This window comes from Leifsonella bigeumensis (genome assembly GCF_039537265.1).
Classification (GTDB): Bacteria; Actinomycetota; Actinomycetes; order Actinomycetales; family Microbacteriaceae; genus Terrimesophilobacter; species Terrimesophilobacter bigeumensis.
The window spans coordinates 256,860-280,446 of record NZ_BAABAE010000003.1; the positions used below are offsets into that span (position 1 = coordinate 256,860).

Below are 23,587 nucleotides of genomic sequence, written 5' to 3' on the forward strand. Positions count from 1 at the left end.
CGCCCGTTGCAGCTTGGTAACCATTGCGTGTTCTACCCCTCGGAGGGTTGCGGGGAAGTTCGCAACATTAGGTAATCTGGTCGGATATCGCCGCGGCGCCAGTGCCGCGGCAGCACCTTGGAGGACACCTTGAGAATCACCTCTCGAAAGACCGTGATGAGCGGTCTCGCACTCGCCGGCGTGAGCAGCCTGCTGCTCGCCGGATGTGCTGCAGCACCCGAAACGGGCGACGACACGCCCGCAGCCCCCGACTTCCTGCCATGCATGGTTTCGGACACCGGCGGGTTCGACGACAACTCATTCAACGAGATCGGCAAGCAGGGCCTCGATGACGCGGCCGCAGCGCTCGGTGTCAAGGCCAACGCGGTCGAGTCCCAGGCGGAGACCGACTACGCGTCCAACCTGAGCAACCTCGTCGACCAGGGCTGCAACATCATCGTGACCGTCGGCTTCCTGCTCGCGGACGCGACGAAGGCCGCCGCCGAGGCGAACCCGGATGTCGACTTCGCGATCATCGACGACAGCTCGATCGACCTGCCGAACGTCAAGCCGATCGTGTTCGACACCGCCCAGGCCGCGTTCCTCGCCGGCTATGCAGCGGCGAGCTACTCGAAGACCGGCATCGTCGGCACCTTCGGTGGCATCCCGATCCCGCCGGTCACCATCTTCATGGACGGCTTCGTCGACGGTGTGAACTACTACAACGAGGTCAAGGGCACGAGCGTCAAGGCACTCGGCTGGGATGTCGCCGCTCAGGATGGCGCCTTCACCGGCGGCTTCGAGGCGAACGACACCGCGAAGAGCACCGCGAAGAACCTCCTCGACCAGGGCGCCGACGTGCTGCTCCCGGTCGGTGGTCCGATCTACACCTCGGGCGCCGAGGCGATCAAGGACTCCGGTAAGGACATCGCGCTCATCGGCGTCGACGCCGACGTCACCCAGACCGACCCGAGCGTGGCCGGCATCCTGCTGACCTCCATCATGAAGGGCATGCAGGTCGGTGTCGCCGAGGTCGTCAAGTCGACCGCGGATGGCAAGTTCGACAACAGCCCGTTCGTCGGCACCCTCGCCAACGGCGGTGTCTCGATCGCTCCGTTCCACGACTTCGAGTCGAAGGTGGACCCGGGACTCCAGGCTGAGCTGGACGCCCTCACGGCGGACATCATCAGCGGCAAGGTCAAGGTCGAGTCGCCTTCCTCGCCGAAGTAGGCGGAGCAGTAACACTCAGGAGCCGGGGAGACCAGCAGGGCTGGTCTCCCCGATTCCGTGTAGTCTTCCCAAACGCGCTGTGCTCGAAGGCGCTGGGTATTATCACCGGCAGGGTCGCCGGTTGTAGAGGATTTGATACGCAATGAAGCTCGAACTTCGCGGGATCACGAAACGGTTCGGCACGCTCGTCGCCAACGATCACATCGACCTCGTGGTCGAGGCCGGCGAGATCCACTGTCTCCTCGGCGAGAACGGGGCGGGCAAGTCCACGCTCATGAACGTGCTGTACGGCCTGTACCAGGCCGACGAGGGGGAGATCCTCCTCGACGACAAGGTTCAGCACTTCGCCGGGCCGGGCGACGCCATGGCCGCCGGCATCGGCATGGTGCACCAGCACTTCATGCTCATCCCCGTCTTCACGGTGGCCGAGAACGTCATGCTCGGGCACGAGCCCACCAAGTTCGCCGGCACCCTCGACCTCGCCACCGCGCGCGAGCGGGTGCGCGAGATCTCCGCCCGGTTCGGGTTCGACGTCGATCCGGATGCCACGGTCGGCGATCTTCCGGTCGGCGTCCAGCAGCGGGTCGAGATCATCAAGGCGCTCTCGCGCGACGCCCGTGTGCTCGTCTTCGACGAGCCGACCGCGGTGCTGACCCCGCAGGAGACCGACGAGCTCATGGAGATCATGAGGCAGCTCAAGGCCACCGGTACCTCCATCGTCTTCATCACCCACAAGCTGCGCGAGGTTCGCGAAGTCGCCGACAAGATCACCGTCGTGCGACTCGGCAAGGTCGTCGGACAGGCCAGCCCCACGGCGAGCAACGAGGAGCTCGCCTCGATGATGGTCGGCCGCGCGGTCGAACTCACGATCGAGAAGGGCAAGGCGAAGCCGGGGGAGCCGGCGCTCGTCGTCGACGGGCTCTCGGTCATCGACGCTGTCGGCCAGCTCGTCGTCAACCACATCAGCTTCGACATCAAGGCCGGAGAGGTCGTTGCGATCGCCGGCGTGCAGGGCAACGGCCAGACAGAACTCGTCGAGGCCATCATGGGCTTGCAGCCGAAGGTCAGGGGACACATCGGCCTCGACGGCCAGGCGCTTCTCGGGCTCACGGTGCGCGAGATTCTGGACGCGGGCGTCGGATTCGTGCCAGAGGACCGCAACGAGGACGGCCTCGTCCCCGAGTTCTCCATCGCCGAGAACCTCATGCTCGACCGGGCGACCGGCGAACCGTTCGTGAAGTACGGCAGCCTGCAGCTCGGCACCCTCGCGGACTTCGCCCAGGAGAAGCTGCGCGAGTTCGACATCCGGGCCCAGGGGATCGGCACGCTCGCCGGCAAGCTCTCCGGCGGCAACCAGCAGAAGGTGGTGCTCGCCAGGGAGCTGAGCCGCGAACTGCACCTGCTCGTCGCCGCCCAGCCCACGCGAGGGCTCGACGTCGGGTCGGTCGAGTTCGTGCACACCAGAATCGTCGAGGCGCGGGATGCCGGGGTTCCGGTGCTCGTCGTCTCCACAGAACTCGATGAGGTCGTCGCACTCGCCGACCGCATCGTCGTCATGTACCGCGGTGGCATCGTCGGGATCGTCCCCGGTGACACGTCGCGAGACGTACTCGGACTCATGATGGCGGGCGAGGCCCCCACGGGAAGCGGCAAGGCAGCATGACAACCGACAAGCAGAGCCCCAAGAGCTCCCACGACGCCGGCCAGCAATTGCCGGCAGTCTCCTCCACCCCCCAGGAGCCGATGACGCGAGAGCAGGGACAAGAGGAGACCCTGGCAGCGGAGCCATCTCGCTGGAACACGGCGCTGCGCGAGATCTTGTCCGGGAGCGCCGTCATGTCGGTGCTCGCGGTCGTGCTCGCGATCATCATCGGCGGCATTCTCATCGCGCTGACGGATTCGCGGGTCGAGAGCGCGGCCGGGTACTTCTTCGCCCGCCCCGGCGACCTGTTCAAGGCGGTCTGGGACTCGGTGTCCGGTGCGTACTCATCCCTCTTCCAGGGCTCGATCTACAACTTCCGGCGACCTGGCTTCCTCAACGGGATCAAGCCGCTCACCGAGACCCTCGCCTTCGCCACGCCCCTCATCGCCGCCGGTCTCGGTGTCGCGCTCGGGTTCCGCGCCGGCCTGTTCAACATCGGTGGCCGAGGCCAGATGCTCTTCGGCGCCGCCGCAGCGGGTTGGGTCGCATTCTCCTTCGACCTGCCGTACGGACTCCACCTCATCCTCGCGCTCGTGGTCGGCGTCGCCGCCGGGGCGCTGTGGGCCGGCGTGGCCGGTCTGCTCAAGGCGCGCACCGGGGCGCACGAGGTCATCACGACGATCATGCTCAACTACGTCGCGTACTACTTCGTCTACTGGATGCTGAGCACCCCGGGGCTCCTCCAGGCGCCGGGCTCCAACAACCCGAAGACGCCCGCCATGAAGGACACCGCCATCCTGCCCGACCTCCTCGGGCCGCAGTTCAACCTCCATCTCGGGTTCATCATCGTGATCGGCGCCACGATCTTCGTCTGGTGGCTGCTCAACCGCTCGAGCATGGGCTTCCAGTTCCGCGCCGTCGGGTTCAACCCGCACGCGGCGAAGACGGCCGGCATGAGCGTGAACCGGATGTACATCTACGTCATGCTGTACTCCGGCGCCCTCGTCGGTCTCGCCGGTGTCTTCCAGGTGCTCGGAACCGTGACGACCGGCTTCAGCGCCGGCATCGACGCTGGTATCGGGTTCGATGCGATCACCGTCGCCCTGCTCGGCCGGTCGAAGCCGTGGGGCGTCTTCGCCGCCGGCATCCTGTTCGGCGCGTTCAAGGCCGGCGGATTCGCGATGCAGGCCTCACAGGGCATCCCGATCGACATCGTGCTCGTCGTCCAGTCGATGATCGTGCTCTTCATCGCCGCGCCGCCGCTCGTGCGCGCGGTGTTCCGCCTGCCGAAACCGAACCTCCTCGCGCCCGAGAAGACGGCGAAGCTCCAGGGCAGGAAGGCGGTGGTGACCAAGTGAGCGCGGCACCAGCAGCACCCATGGCATCCGCACCCATCGTGCTCGAGAAGACGGTCATCAAGAGCTGGAAGGCGCCCATCGCCTTCGGCATCTTCGCCCTCGTCTCGGTGATCGCCTTCGGCATCTTCGGACGACCGGGCACGACCCACTTCCGGCTGTCGACGGATGCCGACTTCATCCAGATCCCGGACTGGCACCTGCCTTCCCAGCTCACCTGCTGGATCCTCGCGGTCATTCTCGTCGGCCTCGCCGCCTACTCCGCCTGGCGGGTGCAGGTCGCGGCGAAGGTGCCGCTGTGGCTCACCGTCATCTTCGCGATCGTCTTCATGTTCGCCTTCCTCACCTGGGCGGCCGCCGGGGCGCTCATCCCGCTCCCGGGCCTCCTCATCGGCGCAGTGAGCCTGAGCGTGCCGCTCATCTTCGGTGCGCTGAGCGGCGTCATCTCGGAGCGCTCCGGTGTCATCAACATCGCGATCGAAGGCCAGTTGCTCGCGGGGGCGTTCGTCTCCGCCGTGGTGGCCTCGGTGACCCGGCAGCCGCTCGCCGGTCTCGCCGCCGCGATGATCGCCGGCGTGCTCGTCTCCTTCGTGCTGGCCGCCTTCGCGATCAAATACATCGTCGACCAGATCATCGTCGGTGTCGTGCTCAACGTGCTCGTCGCGGGCCTCACCGGGTTCCTGTTCTCGCAGGTGCTCACCAAGAACGAGCTGCTGCTGAACAAACCGCCGCGATTCCCGCGCATCGACCTGCCCGTACTCGGTCAGATCCCGATCATCGGGCCTGTGCTCTTCAACCAGACGATCATCGTCTACATCATGTACCTCACGGTCGCGGCGGTCGCCTACGCGCTCTTCCGCACCCGCTGGGGCCTGCGCACCCGCTCGGTCGGCGAGCACCCTCAGGCTGCGGACACCGTGGGCATCAAGGTCAACCTGACGCGGTTCTGGAACGTGTCGCTCGCGGGCGCCATCGCCGGCTTCGGCGGGGCGTACTTCACGCTCGGCTCGGTCGGATCGTTCACCAAGGAGATGACGGCGGGTGCCGGCTTCATCGCGCTCGCCGCGGTCATCTTCGGACGGTGGGACCCCATCCGGGCCACCCTGGCTGGCCTGCTGTTCGGGTTCGCGACGAACCTGCAGAGCGTCCTCGGCATCATCGGGTCCCCGGTGCCGAGCCAGTTCATGCTCATGCTGCCGTACATCGTGACGATCTTCGCGGTCGCGGGGCTCGTCGGCCAGTCGCGCGCCCCCGCCGCCGACGGCAAGCCGTACATCAAGTCCTGATGACCGCCAGGGATGCCGCACCGGCCCGGTCGGTGTCCGGTGGCCAGCCGAGATCGGGCGGCCAGTCGATCTCTGGCGGCACCTGGGCTGCGATCGCCGTGGTGCTCGTCGCGCTCAACCTGCGCCCGGTCATCGTGGCCGTCGCGCCGCTCTTCGACACGATCAGCGCCGAACTGGAACTCAGCTCGTTCCTCGCCGGACTGCTCGTGACCCTGCCGGTGCTGTGCTTCGGTGCGCTCGGCCCGCTCGCCCCGGCGATCGCTGCGAAGATCGGTTTCGAGCGGAGCCTCGCGGGGGTGCTCGTCGCCGTCGTCGCCGGTTCGGCTCTGCGACTCATCCCGACGATCCCCGCACTGTTCGCGGGAACCCTGCTCATGGGGGCGGGCATCGCCATCGGCAACATCCTCCTGCCCGGCCTCATCAAGAGGGACTTCTCCCACCGGCTCGGGCTCATGTCGGGGCTGTACTCGATGTCGCTTGCAGCCGGTGCGACCCTGGCCGCGGGAATCACCATCCCCATCGCGGAGGCCGCCGGGTGGACCTGGAATGAGGCTCTCGCCGCATGGGGCCTCTTCGCGGTGCTCGGCCTGGCCTGCTGGGTGCCGTCGCTCTGGCACGCGCGAGGCTCAGCGGGGCACCCGCCGACCCTCGGCATCCGGCTGTCGGGGGACCGGGTCGCCTGGTTCGTGACCGCCTTCTTCGGGCTGCAGTCGTTCAACTTCTACTCGACGACCGCGTGGCTGCCCACCATCCTGATCGGCTACGGGCATGATGCGGTGTTCGCCGGGCTCATGCTCTCCCTCGTGAACCTCGTGAGCATCCTCCCGGCCCTCGTCATCCCCCTCGTGCTCGATCGGATGCGCAGCCAGGCCGCGTTCTCGATCCTCGTCTCGGTGATCTATTTCGCGGCGTTCGGCGGGTTCCTCGCGCTCCCGGGCCCTGTCGTGCTCTGGATGGTGCTGCTCGGACTCGCTCAGGGCGCCGGCCTCGGTCTCGGCCTGACCTTCATCGTGCTGCGCTCGCCGGATGCCGCCCACGCCACGAAGCTCTCCGGGATGTCGCAGAGCTGGGGCTACCTGCTCGCCGCGATCGGGCCGCTCGCGCTCGGGGCCCTGCACGACCTCAGCGGGGCGTGGGTCGTGCCGGTGCTGCTGCTCTTCGTCATGCTCGTGCCGCAGGCCATGGCGGCCTGGCTGGCCGGGCGACCCGGCCTCGTCGGGGAGCGCCGCCCACCGGGCCCGCCGACGGGCGGCGCGGCTAGATTGGAGGAGTCGGAAGGATGACCATGACTGACATCGACTGGGACGGGCTGCGCGACATCGCGAACGAGGCGAACGCGCACGCCTACGTGCCCTATTCGAAGTTCCCGGTGGGCGCTGCCGCGATCGTCGACGACGGTCGGGTGATCTCCGGCTGCAACGTGGAGAACGCCTCCTATGGGCTCACCCTGTGCGCCGAGTGCGCCCTCGTCTCGAGCCTGCACATGACCGGGGGCGGGAGGCTCGTCGCCTTCACCTGCGTCGACGGCCACGGCAACATCCTCATGCCCTGCGGGCGCTGCCGCCAGCTGCTGTTCGAGCACTCGGCCCCCGGCATGCTTCTCCAGACGGTCTCCGGCGTGAAGACCATCGACGAGGTCATCCCCGACGCCTTCGGACCCCGCACTCTCGAGGAGTACCGCGCATGACCGCCGCGACAGCCGGCGACGCTGCCCAGGCCCACGGAATCGAGCCCTTCGACACGGTCGACCTCATCCATGCCAAGCGCGATGCGAAGAAGCTCTCGACCGCGCAGGTCTCCTGGCTCATCGACGCCTACACCCGCGGCTACATCGGCGATGAGCAGATGGCCGCCATGGCGATGGCCGTCTTCCTCAACGGGATGGATCGCGACGAGGTGCGCGACCTCACCCTCGCCATGATCGACTCCGGCGAACGGATGAGCTTCGACGGCCTCTCGAAGAAGACGGCCGACAAACACTCCACGGGCGGCGTCGGCGACAAGATCACGCTTCCGCTCGCCCCGCTCGTCGCCTCGTTCGGGGTCGCCGTTCCGCAGCTCTCCGGCCGCGGCCTCGGCCACACCGGCGGCACGCTCGACAAGCTCGAGAGCATCTCCGGCTGGCAGGCCGACCTCAGCAACGACGCGATGCGTGCCCAGCTCGAATCGATCGGCGCCGTCATCTGCGCAGCCGGTGCCGGTCTCGCTCCGGCCGACAAGAAGCTCTACGCGCTGCGCGACATCACGGGAACCGTGGAGTCGATCCCGCTCATCGCCTCCTCGATCATGAGCAAGAAGATCGCGGAAGGCACGAGCGCGCTCGTGCTCGACGTGAAGTTCGGCTCCGGTGCATTCATGCAGGACCCCGAGCGCAGCCGCCAGCTCGCCGAGACCATGGTCGCGCTCGGCACGGATGCCGGGGTGGCGACGACCGCGCTGCTCACCAACATGAACGTGCCACTCGGGCTCGCGATCGGCAATGCGAACGAAGTGCGCGAGTCGGTCGAGGTTCTCGCGGGCGGTGGGCCGGCGGATGTCGTCGAACTCACGCTCGCCCTCGCCCGCGAGATGCTCGCCTCGGCCGGCCAACCCGATGCCGACGTCGAGGCCGCCCTGAAGGACGGTCGCGCGATGGACACCTGGCGCGCGATGATCTCCGCCCAGCAGGGAGACCCGGATGCCCCGCTGCCGGTGGCGAAGGAGACGCACGTCGTCACGGCCGAGCGCGACGGCATCCTCGTCGACCAGCAGGCGCTGCCGTTCGGGATCGCCGCGTGGCGGCTCGGGGCGGGACGCGCTCGCAAGGAGGACCCGGTACAGCATTCCGCCGGAGTGGACCTGCACGCGAAGCCCGGCGACACCGTGACGAAGGGCCAGCCGCTCTTCACCTTGAGCGCGGACGAGCCGGCCCGCTTCGAGCGTGCGCTCGAGGCGCTCGAGGGCGCCTACCGGATCGGCGACCCCGGCGACGAGGTCCTGAACGGCGGTCCGCTCGTCGCTGACCGCATCACGGCCTGAGCTGTTCCTGACCGCGAGTGATGGTCGACCGGACGAGTGATACCGCCTGGGCACCCACATTCGCCCGGACGACCATCACTCGCCGTGGTCAGCACCGCCGAAGTCAGGCGGGATCGCCGATGCGCTCGAGTGCGTCGGTGATCAGACCCCAGAACTTCGCGTGGTCGAGGTCGGTCGCAGCATAGGTGTTGCAGGTCTCCGGCGCCTCTTCGCGGAAGTCGGCGACCGTCATGCCGAGCGTGAGGGTTCCGGTGAGCTCGACATCCAGCGGCACGCGCACGACCTTCATCACGGTGGGGTCGATGACGAGGGCGACCGCGCAGGGGTCGTGCACGGGCGGATGGTCGAAGCCCTGCGCATCCTTGTAGCTGTGTGCGAAGAACTCGAGCAGTTCGAGCACGAAGCGCGCCGGTGCCGTATCGATCGTCGTGATCGCGGCGACGACCTCGGGTGTCGCGAGCGCCTGATGGGTGACGTCGAGCCCTACCATCGTGAGCTTCCACGACTCGTTGAAGACGATGTGCGCCGCCTCGGGGTCGATCACGATGTTGAACTCGGCGGAGGCGCTCCAGTTGCCGACGTGGTAGCCGCCGCCCATGAGCACGACCTCCTTGACGCGGCCCGCGATGCGCGGTTCCTTGCGCACGGCGAGGGCGATGTTGGTGAGGGCGCCGGTCGGCACGAGGGTGATGGTCCCCGGCTCGTGGCTCATGATCGTGTCGATGATGAGGTCGACGGCGTGCCGATCCTCTGCCGCGAAGGCCGGCTCCGGCAGCACCGGGCCATCGAGTCCGGAGTCGCCGTGGATCGACTCGGCGACCTCGGCCTCTCGCACGAGCGGCCGGTGGGCGCCGGCGGCGAACGGTACGCCGGTGATGCCGGCGACCGTTGCGACGGCGAGCGCGTTGCGGGTGACCTTTTCGATCGTCTGGTTGCCGTGCACGGTCGTCACCGCCACGAGGTCGATCTCCGGATTGCCGTGCGCGAGAAGGAGGGCGATCGCGTCGTCGTGGCCGGGATCGCAGTCGAGGATGATCTTCGTGGTCATGACTGCATCCTACGCGAATTCAACGCATATGAAAATCAGATTCATATAGGTAAGCTTAGGGTCATGAATGAACTCGCCGAACGCGGCAGACGACGGACAGAGTGGATCAGGTCCCGGATGCCGTTGCTCGCCGCCGTCCACGCCCACTTCCTGGAGACCCGCCCCTTCGCCGGCCACCGGATCGGGATGTCCCTGCACCTCGAGCCGAAGACCGCGGTACTTCTCGAGACCCTCGCGGCCGGTGGCGCCGAGGTCGTCGCGACCGGCAATCACGGCTCCACCCAGGACGACGTCGTCGCATTCCTGCGCGAGGGCGGCATGACGGTGTTCGGCAGCCGCGCAGACACGATCGAGAAGCACCACGAGAACCTCGCGGGCGTGCTCGACGCGAGCCCGGACATCCTGCTCGACAACGGTGCGGACCTCGCCGCCGGCATCGTCGAGCGTGGCACCCAGACGGGCATCCTGGGCGGCACGGAGGAGACCACCTCAGGGGGCCTCCGCCTGCGCGGCGAGCTCGCCGGCAGCATCCCGTTCCCCATCGTCGTCATCAACGACAGCATCCTCAAGGCCATCGGCGAGAACCGCCACGCGGTCGGCCAGTCCGTCGTCGAGAGCTTCATGCGGATCACCAACCTCATGGTCCCAGGCCGCCGCTTCGTCGTCGCCGGTTATGGCTGGTGCGGCCGCGGCGTCGCCCAGTACCTGCGTGCGCTCGGCGGGCGGGTCGCGGTCGCCGAGATCGACGAGCTCAAGGCGTTCGAGGCGGCCCTCGACGGGTACCGCGTCGACACGATGGAGAGCCTCGCCGGCTGGGGCGAGGTGTTCATCACGGCGACGGGGCATCCGGATGTCATGGGCCCGGCGATCTTCCCCCTTCTGAACGACGGCGCCGTACTGGCCAACTGCGGGCACTTCCCCTGGGAGATCGACGTCACCGCCCTCAAGGCACGGGCGAGCGGGGTTCGCGTGCTGGACGACGCGATCGAGCGCATCGACTTCGCGGACGGCCGCCACGTCATCCTGCTCGCCGAAGGGCGCATGATGAACCTCGCGGGCCGGGAGCCCAAGGGCAACTCGCTCGAATCGATGGACCTCGGCTTCCTGCTGCAGTCACTCTCCCTCGAACGCGTGGCGACCAGAGCCGAGACCCTCGAGCCCGGTGCGCAGCCGGTTCCCGACGACATCAACCGCGATATCGCCAGACGGATGCTCGCCGCGATGGGGGCGGACCGGTAGAGCTGTGGAGACACGCAGCACGGACTCCGTCGCCGGTCCAGAGGAAGCCGGCCCGGAATACGCCGTCCCCGCCCTCGACAAGGCCCTCGACATCCTCGAAGCGCTCGCCGAGGAGGGCGGTGGGCTCAGCCAGGGCGAGATCGCGGCGCTCGTCGGCCGCACTCCCAGCCAGGTCTTCCGTGTGCTGCAGCGTCTCGAGCGGCGCGGCTGGATCGTGCGCGAGAGACCGTCCGGCCTCTACCTGCTCTCGACGAAGATGCTGGACCTCGCCCATCGTCACCCGCCGCTTCGCGGACTCGTGGCCCACGCGCTCCCGGTGATGCGCGCACTCACGGATGCCGTCCACCAGTCCTGCAACCTGAGCACCCTCGATGCGGGTCGCGTGCGGGTCGTCGCGCAGGTGGAGAGCCCTGCCGCGTTCGGGTTCCGGGTGCGGGTGGGGGCGGAGTTCCCGATCGACACTCCGGCCGGGCGCGTGCTCACCGCCGGTGCCCCCGAAGGGTATCTTCGCGCCGACGACAGCCTCCAGCCCGGGATCACCGACCTCGTCGCTCCGGTCGTCGACCGCGACGGTGAGACGGTCGCGGCGATCACCGTCCCGTACATCGCGACCTCCTTCAGCGACCTCGACATCGACTCGGTGCTCGCCGAGGTGAGGTCGGCAGGCGAGACGGTGAGCTCGCTCCTGCAGGGGGAATCTCCTGCCCCCGTCCGATGGCCGGCCGCCTCCGCTAGATTTGCGGAATGACGACAGCGAATTTCGAGGCCGCGGCGGGGAAGCAGTTCACCCTGGGCAGTGACCTGAGCATCAACTCCCTGCCCAAGGTCTCCCTGCACGACCACCTCGACGGCGGCCTCCGCCCGCAGACGATTATCGACCTCTCGACCGAGCTGGGCCTCGACCTTCCGGCCCCGGATGCGGCATCGCTCGGAGCCTGGTTCGCGAGCCAGTCCGACTCCGGCTCGCTCGTCGAATACCTCAAGACCTTCGACGTGACGATCTCGGTCATGCAGACGCCGGAAGGGCTCGCGAGGGTCGCTCGTGAGTTCGTCGAGGATCTTCACGCCGACGGGGTCATCTACGGCGAGGTCCGCTGGGCGCCCGAGCAGCACCTCACCCGGGGCCTCAGCCTCGATGAGGTCGTGGATGCGGTCCAGGGAGGTATCGAGGACGGCATCGCCGCGGTCGCCGCCGCCGGTGGCCGCATCCGGATCGGCCAGCTCGTGAGCGCCATGCGCCAGAACGACAACGGGCTCGAGATCGCTCAGCTCGCCGTCCGCCACCGCGAGCACGGCGTCGTCGGGTTCGACATCGCCGGACCGGAGGACGGGTTCCCGCCGAGTCGGATGCGCACGGCCTTCGACTACCTCGCCGAGCACTACCTGCCGACCACCGTGCACGCCGGGGAGGCGGCGGGTCTCGACAGCATCCGGAGCGCCCTGTTCGACGGACGCACCCTGCGACTTGGCCACGGCGTCCGCCTCGCCGAGGATATCGAGGTCGAGGAGACCGCTGCAGGCGATTCAGCCGGGGGCGACAGCACCTTCGTGACGCTCGGCCCGCTCGCGGAGTGGGTCAAGGACCGCGAACTCGCCCTCGAGCTCAGCCCGACCTCGAACCTGCAGACCGGCGCGATTGCGCAGTGGGGCAGCGAGCTCGTCGACCACCCGTTCGACCTGCTCTACCAGCTCGGGTTCCGCGTCACGGTCAACACCGACAACCGCCTCATGAGCAACACGACGCTCAGCCGAGAGCTGGCGATCCTGGCCGACACGTTCGGTTACGACCTCGGCGACCTCGAGGTCTTCCAGCTCAATGCGGCCGCGGGAAGCTTCCTTCCGGTGGAGGACCGCGAGGAACTCGCGAACCGCATCGTGGCCGGTTTCGGCGACGCCTGAGTTCCACCGGGATCTGATGGCTGCTCGCATCGGGGAGCCGGATCGGGCAGTATGTAACGACGACGGTCTCGGGAGGATTGTGAAGTTCGACACCAGGGCACGGATACTGGGTTCCCTGGCAGGCACCGGGCTGGCGATGGCGCTGGGTGCGGGGCTGGCGCTCGCGGCGGGCGGTGTATTCTCGGTCCCCGACCAGGTGCCGCCCTCGCCCGCACAGGGTTCGAGCGCGACCCGGTCCGAGGTGCATGCGCGCACGGATGGCGGGAATCCGGGCGGTACGCCGGACACGTCGCCGCCGCCGTCGCCCGCGCAGAAATCGCGGTCGGGCGCAGCGCCTCCCGCCGGACCACCGGCCCGTGCCGTGCCGTCGCCTCACGCCGCCCCACCGCCTGCTGCGCCACCGCCCGCGCCGCCGGTGGAGGCTCCTGCGGCCCGCCTTGCTCCTGCGCCGGGCCCGTCACCATCCGCCGAGGGGGATGCCGAAGCCGAGGACGATTGCCGATCGGATGACCACGGAGACGACGACGGCTCGTATCGCTGCGATGACGACGACCATCACCGAGGCGAACACCGTTATCGGTAGTGCAGCCGGCATGCTGCCGGGGCCGGGCACCGAGCCGAACGCTACGGGGTGGCGGCGAGTCGCAGGTAGACCGGGTTGCCCCAGATCGGGTGGAGTTCGACGTAGCGTCCCCACCGCGGAGAGTCGAGCAGCATCCCGCCGCCGGCGTAGATTCCGATGTGCTGTCCGGGCCACCAGAGCAGGTCACCGGGAACGGCGTCGGCCGGCGAGATCCTGACACCGTACCGAGCCTGGGCGTCCGCCGTGCGGGGGAGGCTGATGCCGAAACCCTTGAAGACGTACTGGGTGAACCCGTCACAGCTGAAGCTCGTCGTCGGGCTGTTTCCCATACCGTAGGGGACGATGCCGACGAACTGCATCCCGTAGGCGACGACGGCGGCCCCGCTGTAGGTCTGCGCCGGCGGGTTGAGTGTCACGAAGCGGTTGACGGCCACGGAGGCGACGACCGGGGCCGGCTTTGTTGCGCTGTACCCGTCGCGGCTGACGGCGAGTTCTACTGCCGGGGCTGAGGCGAAAGTCTGGGTGATGACCTCTTTGGGTGCCAGCGCGGCGACATTCCCCTGGCCACTGTCCTGATTGAACGCGTAGGCCGGAAGTGCGAGGGTCGCCACGAGTCCTCCGGAGACCGCGATGACCGCGAGCTTCGCGAATTGCTCTCGGACTTTCTTGGAACTCAAGCGGAACAAACCCTTCTCTTACCTGGAGACAGTTGCCGTGGTTGGCATCTTGGCGGCGCCCTCTCCGGGCAAACCCGAGGTCAATGGTACCCCGTGCCCGGCTGAGACCCAATCGCGAGGGCCAGGTTCAGGACTTTCCCAGCCCCGGACACCGCAGGGGGAGACGCCCTCACGGTCGATACGGCCTGGCGATGGCTCAGCGGCCGAGCAGGTCGAATCGGGCGAGCGCGTCGGCGTCGCGCGAGTAGGTCGCCGAACTGCGGGCGGTGTCGAGCGCGGCGACCGGATCGGATTCTGCTTCGGCGACGGCGAGCAGCCGCTCGGCTTCGGCCAGCCTCGTCCTCGCCTCGGCGCCGACTCCGCCGCGGCGGGTGGTGATGAAGTTGCGGGTCGCCGTGAGCTGGCTGCGGGCCCCGACGAGCGCCCCGACCAGCGCGGTCCTCGCACCGTCGAGGCGTCGTTGCTGATTGCGGGCGCCCGCCATGCTCGAGTCCAGTTCGGCATTGGCGGCGCGCAGGACCTCGAGGGTCGCGAGTGGGTCGGTCAGCAGCGCGTGGGCGGCCAGTGCGCGTTCGACCGTCCCGATGGCGCGGCCGACGGCGGCGCTCGAGTCGGCATCCGGCGGGGCGTCGCGCAGCGCTCGCGCCTCGGCGAGGTTCTTCTGGGTGGACCCGCGCAGTGAGGTGACGGCATCCGAAGCCTTGCCGAGCTCATCGCGCAGGGCGTCGATGGCATCGAGGAAACGCCCGGCCCGATAGGCGCCCTCACCGGCCTCCCGGATGAGGTCGGTCGCCGGTCGCGCATCGGCCACCGCTTCGCCGTCCCGGCCGTCGAGTGCCTCCTGGGCGCGATCGGCGGCGGATGTCGCCTTCTCGCGCTCCTGAGCGGCCCGGTCGAGGTTGTCGGCGACCGACGCGATCGCACTGGCCGAATAGTCGGAGCGGAGCGTGGCGAGCGTCGCGGTGGATGCGGCCATCCGGGCGTCGAGCGCCTCGATTGCGCGGCCGACCGCGGCGAGGTCGGCGGGAGCGTTCTTCTCGAGTTCGCGCCGGGCGGCGAACGCCTTCTCCTGTGCGTCGAGTGCATCCTGCGTGCTCTCGCACAGGTGCACGATCCTCGCACTCCACTCGCGGCGCTGGGTCTCGGTGTCGGGGTGGGCGTCGTCGAGCTTCTGCTGGAGGCCGAATGCTTCGCGCAGATCGGACCGCGCGGTGACGAGTACCCGCTCGAACTCCTGGGAGGTGACATCGCCGAACTGGGCGATCGCGAATCCGAGCTCGTCCTCGGCGTTCTTCACCGCGTCGTCGGCCCGCACGAGCAGGATGTTGGCCTTCTGCTGGAGCGCCCCCAGCGCATCCTCACGTCGGCCCGCCCTGCGCTGGCCTGACCTGCCCTGGCCAACCCTTCCCTGGCGGGCCGTGCGCCGGGCGAGCAGCCAGAACCCGGCACCCACGGCGAGGACGAAGATCACGACGAGCGTGATGCCGACGGTCCACGCGGCGCTGACCAGTTCACCACCCATGCGGGCTAGTTTATGGGGACGCGATCGAGGCAGGGCAGAGTTCTCCCCTGGCCGTCAACCCGTGCGTTCTCGCTGCAGGTGTCGGATGACGGGACTCTTGCTTCGAAGCGGGATCGGCACCTGTTCCGGATCGACGGCCCGGGGCGGGACGAGCCAGAATCCATTGCCGGACCCCGATGCCCGCCGACCATCGACGGCCTCCCGGCCGAAGCGCCGGATCTCCCAGTGATTGTTGTGCAGGAGCAGGTGGTGGAAGCGGCACAGGAGCACGCCGTCGTCGATGTCGGTCGCGCCGTGATCGCGTTTCCAGTGCCGAATGTGATGGGCCTCGGTGAAGGCCGGCGGCTGGTGGCAATCGGGCCAGAGGCAGCCTCCGTCACGGGACGCGAGAGCCTCTCGCTGCCGCTGGTTGTAGAGGCGCTGGGTGCGACCGAGGTTGAGAGGCATCCCGTCGACGGTGACGGTGAGTTCGACCGAGTCGCCGCAGCAGAGGTCGGCGGCCACGGACTCCGGGCTGATCGGCGACTGGTCGTTCTCGATCACGCCGAATCCGATACCGGTGCGGATCGTCTCCTCGGTGGCGACGAGCTTCACGAGCGGCCGCATGCGACTCTGGGCCTTCTGCGGGTCGGCACCCGCACCGACCCGCACGAGTTCGACAAGCGCGTCGAGGGCGATGCGGTCGGTCGTGCGCTGGTCGTCGACGATGGCCTGCGCACGTCGCTGCTCGTCCGGGTCGACGAAACGCGGGCCGCCACGTCGGGGGCTCGTGAACGGATCGAGGGCCGCCGACAGGGCGGCAGCGGATTCCGGATCGGCCTCGCCGGCGAATCCGTACATGCCGTTGGCCTTCGCGTAGAGCCGGAACCCGCCGCGCTCGTAGAGCTCCTGCTGGCGCGCCTTCACCCCCGTGAGGTCGATGAGGTCGCGTTCGAGGCGTGCAGTCTTGTAGGCATGATCTGCGCTGAGGGTGGTGGCCTCGTCCACGAGTCTCGTCGCGAGTTCGCGCAGTGCCTCGATGCCGACCTGCTCGGTGGGTCGGCCCAGTCCGCGGCGGAGGGCCCCGGCACAATCGACCGAGAGGTCGCCGGAGGCGACAGCGGCGGCGATGGGGGCATCCCAGGGGAGCACGAGGGGTTCACCGGCGATCTCGGTGACGCCGGTATCGAGGAGTTCCTGGGTCGCCGAGGCATCGTCGAGCGCCTTGCCGAGTGAGACGAGCTGTGCAGCTTCGCGACCGGTTGTCTTGGTCACCGATTCGAGCATCTTCTCCGGGCTGGAGAACCCTTCGCGCGCGGCGAGTCCCGAGTGGCCGAACTCCCGGCGGGAACGGCGGGCCACCTCTGCTGCCGCATGGGCCTCGAATGCGCCCAGTCGGCGCTTGTGGTCGGCGATCGCCCGCGTGAATTCGAGCACCTGCGCATCCGAGAGGCGCTGGAAGTCGGCGGCGCACGACCCGAACTCGACCACCGCGGTTGCGGAGGTCACGAGGGTCGACGCCAGATCGTTCACATTGCGATTCTATTATGTTCTAATATAGATCGCAATACGGATGCTTAGATTAGTGTATAACTTCGTATCAACAGGAACCGCGACCAGAGAAGCAGTGACGCCGGGCTCGCCCGCCCCATCCGTTCGTCCCCCCGCCAACCGCGCAAAACCGGCCTCGCCTCCCCGGAAATCACAGGTTTTCTGCTTAAGGTGGCATCGTGTGGCGGGCCGGCAATCATGACGACGACTTCCTGGAAGAACCAGCGGAGCTCCTACCCGACCCTGCCCGCGCCGAGACGCAGGTCACCGCCCCCCACGCCCTGAGCCTCGGCGACCCGAGCTTCACCCCCGTCAACGTCGCCGAGCCGACCTGGGACGGCTGGCGACAACAGCTCGGCGGGATCGGCGGCGAGAGCCCGCTCCTCCATTTCGTCGACGGCCCGGCGACGCGCATCGAGCTCGGGGCGACGCATCCGGGTGGTCTCGCGCAGTTCATCACCGGCAAGACGACTCTGCTGTCGAACCTCATTCGTGACGACCTCGCGCTGCGCGCCGCCAAGCACGCAGCGGGGGCGATCTCGGCGAAGGCCCTCGAGCTCGCGACCGCGCGCGGCATCGACTCCGTGCATCTGGGCATCGGCATCGCCGAGTGGCAGTTCGACGGAATCGACCATCGCGCGCCGATCCTGCTGCGCCCGCTCGCCATCCGCCGTTACGGCAGCGACTTCGAGCTTCGCCTGCGCGGGCAGCCGTTCCTGAACCCGGCCCTCGCCGCCGCCCTCGAGTCGCAGTTCGGCATCGTGCTCGACGCGCGCGGATTCGTGGCGCTGGCCGAACAGGACGGCTCCTTCAAGCCGAACCCCGTCATCGACCGCCTGCGTGGGCTCACCGGCCACCTCGAATGGTTCAATGTTCAGCCCCGCCTCGTCGTCTCCTCCTTCGCGGATGTCGCCACCGCCCTCGTCGCGGATGCCGCCGACCTGGAGCACCCGCTCCTCGATGCGCTGGCCGGCAACCCGAGCGCGAAATGGGCGGTGGAGGAGAGCTATCGCCAGGCCGAACTGCAGAACCCCGACCAGCGCACCCCGGAGACCGATACGTTCCTCCTCGATGCGGACGCCGAACAGGAGAACGTGATCGCCCAGATCGCGGCGGGCAACTCCGTGGTCGTGAAGACTCTGCCCGGCACCGGCGGGACGCAGACGATCGTCAACGCGATCGGCGCACTCGTGCAGCAGAACAAGCGGGTGCTCGTCGTGAGCCCTCGCCGGGCATCCCTCCACGGCATCGCGCAGCGCTTCGGCGATATCGGCCTCTCGGGCCTCGCCGTCTCACCGGCGACCCTGCGCCGCGACATCATCCGGGGGATCGGTCGCAACGAGAAGGCCAGGTCGCCGAAGCTCGGTGAGATCGACGAAGCCCTCGTGCGCCTGCGCAAGGTGCTCCTCGACTACCGGGGTGCGATCGCCCGCACCGATCCAGAGCTCGGGGTCTCCGTACTCGACTGCCTCACCGAACTGTCGCGGCTGGCCCTGCTGCCGACCCCGCCGGCGACGACCGCGAGGCTCGGACGGGCATCCGTCGAACTCATGGCGAAGGGGCGGGAGCGCGCCGCCACCACGATGGTGCAGGCGGCCAGGCTCGGAGAGTTCAAGTACGGCCCGGGCGACTCCGCCTGGTACGGCGCGAGCTTCACCAGCACCGAGCAGGCCACCCGTGCGCACGGCATCGCCAAGCAGTTGTATCACGTGGAGTTGCCGCGGCTCGTCGACCGGGCCAACCAGCTCGTCGGCAGCACCCGGATGCGTCCCTTCGAGACGATCGCCGAGCTCGGCGTGTACCTGCGGCTGCTCACCGACATCCGCGACACGCTCGACAAGTTCCTGCCCGTCGTCTTCGACCGTTCGCTCAGCGAGCTCATCGCGGCGACGAGTTCCCGCAAGGAGTCGGCGCACATGTCGGGCGCCAACCGGCGTCGGATGCGGCGGCTCGCCCGCGAGTACCTGAGGCCTGGCGCCCACGTGCCCGAGCTCAACGAGGCGCTGCGGCGCATCCAGCAGCAGCGGTTCCTCTGGCAGCGATTCGCCACCGACGGGGTCGCGCCCGAGGTGCCGGTCGGCATCGCCGACGTGCAGGTCGCCCACCAGCAGGTCATGCAGGACCTGGCGGCGCTCGACGAGCCGCTCGGCAACCACACGACCGCGAGCCAGCTCGCCAACATCCCGGTGAACGAGCTCGCCGTCCGGATGGCGGGACTCGCCGCAGAGTCGGATGCCCTCCACAACCTGCAGGAGCGCACGGCGCTTCTCTCCACGTTGCGCGAACTCGAACTCGACCCGCTCCTGGCCGATCTCGCTGGCCGGCATGTGCCGGAATCCCAGGTGGCCGCGGAACTGGAGCTGGCCTGGTGGCGCTCGACGCTCGAATCGCTCCTCGAGGCGGACCGGGCGTTGCTCGGTGCGAACACGGATGTGCTCGACCGTCTCGAGGCCGACTTCCGCCTGGTCGACGAGGCGCACGCATCCGGAAGCGCCCAACTGCTCGCCTGGCAGCTCGCCGAGAACTGGAGCATCGGGCTCGTCGACTGGCCGGAGGAGGCGAGCGCCCTCAAACGCCTGCTGCGCGGTCCGGGCACGACCTCCCGCGACCTGCAGGAGGCTGCTCCGCATCTTTCCCGCGTCGCGGCGCCGGTCTGGATCGCCTCGCCGTACGAGGTGCCCGGCATCACCGACACGCTGCGGTTCGACGCCGTGTTCCTCGTGGATGCCGGTGCGACGACGATCGCCGAGAACGTCGGCGGCATCCGGCGGGCGAAGCAGGTCGTCGCGTTCGGCGATCCCGTCACCCAGACCCCGTCGGCCTTCGAGCTCGCGCTCGGCGAGGGGGAGCCGGTCCCGCACACCGAGGAGGAGCTCGACGAGCTGCACGCCTCGTCGGCGCTCGCCGTGCTCGGCACGCTGCTTCCGACGCTCACGCTCACCCGCAGCTATCGTGCCGGTGGCGAGGATCTCGCCGAGCTCGTCAACCGCCGCTTCTACTCCGGGCGCATCGAGTCGATCCCCTGGGCAGGCAGCTTCCTCGGGCACGGCAGCATCCGGATCGACCACGTCGACAACGGAACCGGCATGCCCGACCCCGAGACCGGTGCCGTCGAGAGTGTGGACGCCGAGGTCGACCGCGTCGTCGAGCTGGTTCTCGAGCACGCTGCCCAGCGGCCCCACGAGTCCCTCATGGTCATCACGGCGAGCCCGCGTCACGCCGTGCGCGTACAGCGCGCGGTGCTGCTGGCCCTCTCGACGCGGCCGGAACTGCACGACTTCCTGCTCGGCGATCGGGCCGAGCCGTTCACGATCGCCACCATCGAGCAGGCCGTCGCGGAGAGCCGCGACCGCGTCATCTTCTCGATCGGCTACGGCCGCACCCCGCATGGTCGGGTTCTGAGCGATTTCGGGGTGCTCGGCGTTGCGGGCGGCGAGCGGATGCTGGCGGTCGCCATGACGCGTGCCCGTCGCGCCATGGTCATCGTGACCTGCTTCGAGGCATCCGACATCGATGAGGACCGGATGCGTCACGGGGCGATCGCGCTCGCCGAGATCCTCACCGACGTCACCGCCCGTACCCGTGAGGAGTCGATTCCGGACGACAGCGACCCGTTGCTCGTCGACCTCGCCCGGCGGCTCGAACTGCGCGGCCTGCGGGTCGCGCTCGGTCATCGCGGCAAGCTGGGGCTCGTGACCTCCCACCAGGGCATGTGCCTCACGATCGAGACGGATGCGGTGCTGCACGGTGGGAGCCTGCGCGAGTCGCTGCGGTTGCGCCCTGAGCTGCTGCGCCGGCTCGGCTGGCACTACCTGCGGGTCTACGCCTTCGAACTGTTCAGCGAACCGGATGCGGTCGCCGACCGTGTCGTCGCCATGCTCGGGGCCGGCCGGGCGCCGGTGACCGAGCCGATCCCGGTTGTGACCGGCTTGCGAAGTTAGGCGGCGATGAACGGCAGGCACGAGGCGGACCTTCCCCCCGATGGCCCGTCGGAGGATCAGGTGAGTACGGACCGCGACCAATCCGAAGAGGCGGAGGGCGCTGGGCCGGGGGATCGGTCGAGGAACCGGCATCGTCGCGTGCGCACGGCTGCCGTGCCGGGGTCGGACCCGGAGCCGCAGCCTGAGCCGCCGCGGCACTCCACGCACGAGAACGACGAGCGGCTGCGGGCCGACAAGCCGCCGCATTGGTAGTACAACGGACTGTGGCCTTCGTCCCCCTGTGCCGCGCGCTCCTCAGGGAGCGGTAGCGATCAGTCGGAGTGCTTTCCGCCGCCCGACGTCGCGAGCAGGTCGCGGATCTCGGTGAGCAGCTGCAGCTCGTCCGGCGGCACTTCCTCATCCGAAGCGCCGGCCTTGCGCTTGGCCTCCGCGCGCTCCTTCAACTTGTTGATCGGGAGGACGAGCGCGAAGTACACCGCAGCGGCGACCAGCAGGAACTGGATGGCGGCACCGATGAGCGCGCCAAACAGTATCTGCGCCTCGCCACCCGAGGTGGTCGGGATCGTGACGATGAGCGACTTGCTCAGGTCCGCGGTGTTGAACAGCGCGCCGAGCGCCGGGTTGACGACCCCGTTGACGAGCACGCCGACGATCGCCGTGAACGCCGCACCGATGACGACCGCGACAGCGAGGTCGATCACGTTGCCGCGCATGATGAACTCTTTGAATCCCTTGAACATGGCTGGTTCTTCTCCCTATGAGGTTGCTGGGGCTGCGCTGCTGGTCGCGGCCTTCCCTGTCCCACTCCCGGTGCCGGGGGTCGATGCGGCCTTCTCCTTCGTGGCCGGCGGCGCCTTCTCGGTCTTCGTATCGGTTCCCGACCTGTCGCCGCTGCTCTTCTCGCCACCACCGGCCGAGGCCGGCTTCGCCCTCGAGTCGTTGCGGTAGAAGCCCGAACCGTTGAACGAGACACCGACCGGGCTGAAGACCTTGCGCAGTGCGCCGCCGCAGGTCGGGCAGACGGTGAGGGTGGCATCCGAGAACGCCTGGTGGATGTCGAAGGCGGTCCCGCATTCTGTGCAGCGGTAGGAGTAGGTGGGCACGGTGTTCCTTAGGCGGCGGACTCGGGGAACGTCGTGATCCCGGAGGGGGTGACGACCCCGTTGACCGGTTTGTCGTGAAGCTCGGTCGGAACCGAGTCGACGAGTTCGTTGTCGAAGATCACAGCATAGACCGGCGGGCACTTCTCCATCGATCCGAGGGTGCGGTCGAAGTAGCCGCGCCCCCAGCCCATGCGCATGCCGGTGCGGTCCACGGCGGCGGCCGGAACGAGGATGAGGTCGACATCGTTGATGGCGATCGGGCCGAGCAGCTCGCCGACCGGTTCCGGCATCCCGTCGATCCCCTCCTGTTCGGCATCCGTCGACACCGCCCAGTCGAGCAGTCCGTCGTCGCGGCTCACCGGCAACAGCACCCGGATGTCGTTGTCCTCCGCCCAGGACAGGAACGGCCGGATGTTCGGCTCGTCCTGGGCGGGCAGATAGGCGGTGAGGTAGTGGGCGTCGAGGTCGGTCGCGAGGTCGACGAGATGCTGGGTGAAACCCGCGGTGGCGTTCTCGAGTTCTGAGGAGGTGAGCGTGCGGCGACGCCCGCGCAGCTCGGCTCTGAGCGCCCGCTTCTGGTGGCTCTCGTCACCGCTCATGCTGCCAGTTTACGGTGAGCGGACGGGTAACCTTGCCCCATGGCGTTTCAGATCACCAAGGCGGTCATCCCTGCGGCAGGCCTTGGCACCCGGTTCCTCCCTGCGACGAAGGCCATGCCGAAGGAGATGCTGCCGGTCGTCGACAAGCCGGCCATCCAGTACGTCGTGGAGGAGGCGGTCGCCGCCGGACTCATCGACGTGCTCATGATCACCGGGCGGAACAAGAGCGCGCTCGAGAACCATTTCGACCGGGTCGGCGAACTCGAGGCGGCGCTCGAGCGCAAGGGCGACACCGTGCGCCTGCAGAAGGTCAACTATTCGACTGAGCTCGCCGAGGTGCACTACCTGCGCCAGGGGGACCCGCTCGGTCTCGGCCACGCGGTGCTGCGGGCGAAGATGCATGTCGGCGACGAGCCGTTCGCCGTGCTGCTCGGCGACGACCTCATCGACGAGCGCGACCCGCTGCTCTCCCGGATGCTGGAGGTGCAGGCCGCGCGGAACTGCACCGTGATCGCTCTTCTCGAGGTCGATCCTTCGCAGTCCCACCTCTACGGCATCGCCACGGTGGAAGCGACCGAGGTTGACGATGTCGTGCGCATCACCGGACTGGTCGAGAAGCCGGCGGAGGGAACCCAGCCCTCGAACCTCGCCATCATCGGGCGGTACGTCCTGCGCCCGGAGATCTTCGGCATCCTCGAGCAGACCGAACCGGGCCGCGGCGGCGAGATCCAGCTCACCGACGCGCTCGAGACCCTCGCCACCGATCCGTCGATCGCGGGCGGGGTCTATGGCGTGGTCTTCCGCGGCCGTCGCTATGACACCGGCGACCGGCTCGACTACATCAAGGCGATCGTGCAGCTCGCCGTCGAGCGCAAGGATCTCGGCCCGGCGCTGCGGCCGTGGCTCAAACAGTTCGCCGACGACCTGGACTGACCC

The 23,587-nt window shown here is 68.5% G+C and carries 21 protein-coding genes; 13 read left to right on the forward strand and 8 right to left on the reverse strand.

Annotated elements, in window-relative coordinates:
* The first annotated feature begins 156 nt into the window (after window positions 1-156).
* The 7 genes from ABD678_RS06300 (at window position 157) to ABD678_RS06330 (ending at window position 8,510) form a co-directional block, all read left to right on the forward strand.
* Window positions 157-1,209: a BMP family lipoprotein gene (locus ABD678_RS06300; RefSeq protein ID WP_344754847.1), complete on the forward strand. Its 1,053-nt coding sequence runs from the start codon at window positions 157-159 to the stop codon at window positions 1,207-1,209.
* A 142-nt stretch (window positions 1,210-1,351) separates the two neighbouring features.
* On the forward strand, window positions 1,352-2,872 hold the full coding sequence (locus tag ABD678_RS06305; RefSeq protein ID WP_344754849.1) for an ABC transporter ATP-binding protein: 1,521 nt from the start codon (window positions 1,352-1,354) through the stop codon (window positions 2,870-2,872).
* Entirely contained in the window at window positions 2,869-4,209 is a 1,341-nt protein-coding gene (locus ABD678_RS06310; protein ID WP_425561952.1) for an ABC transporter permease, read from the forward strand. The genes ABD678_RS06305 and ABD678_RS06310 overlap by 4 nt, the downstream gene beginning before the upstream one ends.
* A 20-nt stretch (window positions 4,210-4,229) precedes the next feature.
* Window positions 4,230-5,492 (forward strand): ABC transporter permease, encoded by a 1,263-nt coding sequence (locus ABD678_RS06315; protein ID WP_344754851.1) that lies wholly within the window; start codon window positions 4,230-4,232, stop codon window positions 5,490-5,492.
* Window positions 5,492-6,775 (forward strand): CynX/NimT family MFS transporter, encoded by a 1,284-nt coding sequence (locus ABD678_RS06320; RefSeq protein WP_344754853.1) that lies wholly within the window; start codon window positions 5,492-5,494, stop codon window positions 6,773-6,775. The genes ABD678_RS06315 and ABD678_RS06320 overlap by 1 nt, the downstream gene beginning before the upstream one ends.
* A gap of 2 nt (window positions 6,776-6,777) precedes the next feature.
* Entirely contained in the window at window positions 6,778-7,179 is a 402-nt protein-coding gene (locus ABD678_RS06325) for a cytidine deaminase (RefSeq protein WP_344754855.1), read from the forward strand.
* Window positions 7,176-8,510 (forward strand): thymidine phosphorylase, encoded by a 1,335-nt coding sequence (locus ABD678_RS06330; RefSeq protein ID WP_344754857.1) that lies wholly within the window; start codon window positions 7,176-7,178, stop codon window positions 8,508-8,510. Before ABD678_RS06325 ends, ABD678_RS06330 begins: the two co-directional genes overlap by 4 nt.
* 103 nt (window positions 8,511-8,613) lie before the next feature.
* Here ABD678_RS06330 and uriH read toward each other — a convergent pair whose 3' ends face one another.
* Entirely contained in the window at window positions 8,614-9,558 is a 945-nt protein-coding gene (gene uriH, locus ABD678_RS06335) for a uridine-preferring nucleoside hydrolase UriH (protein ID WP_344754859.1), read from the reverse strand.
* 63 nt (window positions 9,559-9,621) lie between these two features.
* Between uriH and ABD678_RS06340 the strand changes: the two genes are divergently transcribed.
* The 3 genes from ABD678_RS06340 to ABD678_RS06350 are packed head-to-tail and all read left to right on the forward strand — an operon-like array spanning window position 9,622 to window position 12,696.
* Window positions 9,622-10,797, forward strand: coding sequence for an adenosylhomocysteinase (locus ABD678_RS06340; protein ID WP_344754861.1), 1,176 nt, complete (start codon window positions 9,622-9,624; stop codon window positions 10,795-10,797).
* 4 nt (window positions 10,798-10,801) lie between these two features.
* Window positions 10,802-11,545 (forward strand): IclR family transcriptional regulator, encoded by a 744-nt coding sequence (locus tag ABD678_RS06345; RefSeq protein ID WP_344754863.1) that lies wholly within the window; start codon window positions 10,802-10,804, stop codon window positions 11,543-11,545.
* Entirely contained in the window at window positions 11,542-12,696 is a 1,155-nt protein-coding gene (locus ABD678_RS06350) for an adenosine deaminase (protein WP_344754865.1), read from the forward strand. The genes ABD678_RS06345 and ABD678_RS06350 overlap by 4 nt, the downstream gene beginning before the upstream one ends.
* Before the next feature lie 457 nt (window positions 12,697-13,153).
* Here the strand turns inward: ABD678_RS06350 and ABD678_RS06355 are convergent, their stop codons facing one another.
* The 4 genes from ABD678_RS06355 to ABD678_RS06370 all read right to left on the reverse strand — a co-directional run bounded on the left by ABD678_RS06355 (window position 13,154) and on the right by ABD678_RS06370 (window position 16,990).
* On the reverse strand, window positions 13,154-13,309 hold the full coding sequence (locus ABD678_RS06355; RefSeq protein WP_344754867.1) for a hypothetical protein: 156 nt from the start codon (window positions 13,307-13,309) through the stop codon (window positions 13,154-13,156).
* An 11-nt stretch (window positions 13,310-13,320) separates the two neighbouring features.
* Window positions 13,321-13,956 carry a C40 family peptidase gene (locus ABD678_RS06360; protein WP_344754869.1) on the reverse strand — a complete coding sequence of 212 codons (636 nt, stop codon included), beginning with the start codon at window positions 13,954-13,956 and terminating at the stop codon, window positions 13,321-13,323.
* A 196-nt stretch (window positions 13,957-14,152) separates the two neighbouring features.
* A complete protein-coding gene (locus ABD678_RS06365; protein WP_344754871.1) occupies window positions 14,153-15,478 on the reverse strand; it encodes a hypothetical protein in 1,326 nt (441 codons plus the stop codon).
* Window positions 15,479-15,532: 54 nt separating this feature from the next.
* The gene (locus ABD678_RS06370) at window positions 15,533-16,990 is read right to left on the reverse strand and encodes an HNH endonuclease signature motif containing protein (RefSeq protein ID WP_344754873.1); all 1,458 of its coding nucleotides are present in this window, start codon (window positions 16,988-16,990) and stop codon (window positions 15,533-15,535) included.
* A 197-nt stretch (window positions 16,991-17,187) separates the two neighbouring features.
* On the opposite strand from ABD678_RS06370, the gene ABD678_RS06375 reads away from it, so the two are divergent.
* Together ABD678_RS06375 and ABD678_RS06380 are read left to right on the forward strand one after the other, a co-directional pair.
* On the forward strand, window positions 17,188-20,949 hold the full coding sequence (locus ABD678_RS06375; protein ID WP_425561953.1) for a DEAD/DEAH box helicase: 3,762 nt from the start codon (window positions 17,188-17,190) through the stop codon (window positions 20,947-20,949).
* Window positions 20,950-21,009: 60 nt separating this feature from the next.
* A complete protein-coding gene (locus tag ABD678_RS06380) occupies window positions 21,010-21,201 on the forward strand; it encodes a hypothetical protein (RefSeq protein ID WP_344754875.1) in 192 nt (63 codons plus the stop codon).
* Window positions 21,202-21,260: 59 nt separating this feature from the next.
* Here ABD678_RS06380 and mscL read toward each other — a convergent pair whose 3' ends face one another.
* The 3 genes from mscL to ABD678_RS06395 are packed head-to-tail and all read right to left on the reverse strand — an operon-like array spanning window position 21,261 to window position 22,651.
* The gene (mscL, locus tag ABD678_RS06385) at window positions 21,261-21,689 is read right to left on the reverse strand and encodes a large conductance mechanosensitive channel protein MscL (protein WP_344754877.1); all 429 of its coding nucleotides are present in this window, start codon (window positions 21,687-21,689) and stop codon (window positions 21,261-21,263) included.
* A 15-nt stretch (window positions 21,690-21,704) separates the two neighbouring features.
* Complete coding sequence (locus ABD678_RS06390) at window positions 21,705-22,052, reverse strand: FmdB family zinc ribbon protein (protein WP_344754879.1); 348 nt, start codon at window positions 22,050-22,052, stop codon at window positions 21,705-21,707.
* 8 nt (window positions 22,053-22,060) lie between these two features.
* Window positions 22,061-22,651, reverse strand: coding sequence for a 5-formyltetrahydrofolate cyclo-ligase (locus ABD678_RS06395; protein WP_344754881.1), 591 nt, complete (start codon window positions 22,649-22,651; stop codon window positions 22,061-22,063).
* A gap of 39 nt (window positions 22,652-22,690) precedes the next feature.
* Between ABD678_RS06395 and galU the strand changes: the two genes are divergently transcribed.
* On the forward strand, window positions 22,691-23,584 hold the full coding sequence (gene galU, locus ABD678_RS06400) for a UTP--glucose-1-phosphate uridylyltransferase GalU (protein WP_344754883.1): 894 nt from the start codon (window positions 22,691-22,693) through the stop codon (window positions 23,582-23,584).
* Window positions 23,585-23,587 lie beyond the last annotated feature (3 nt).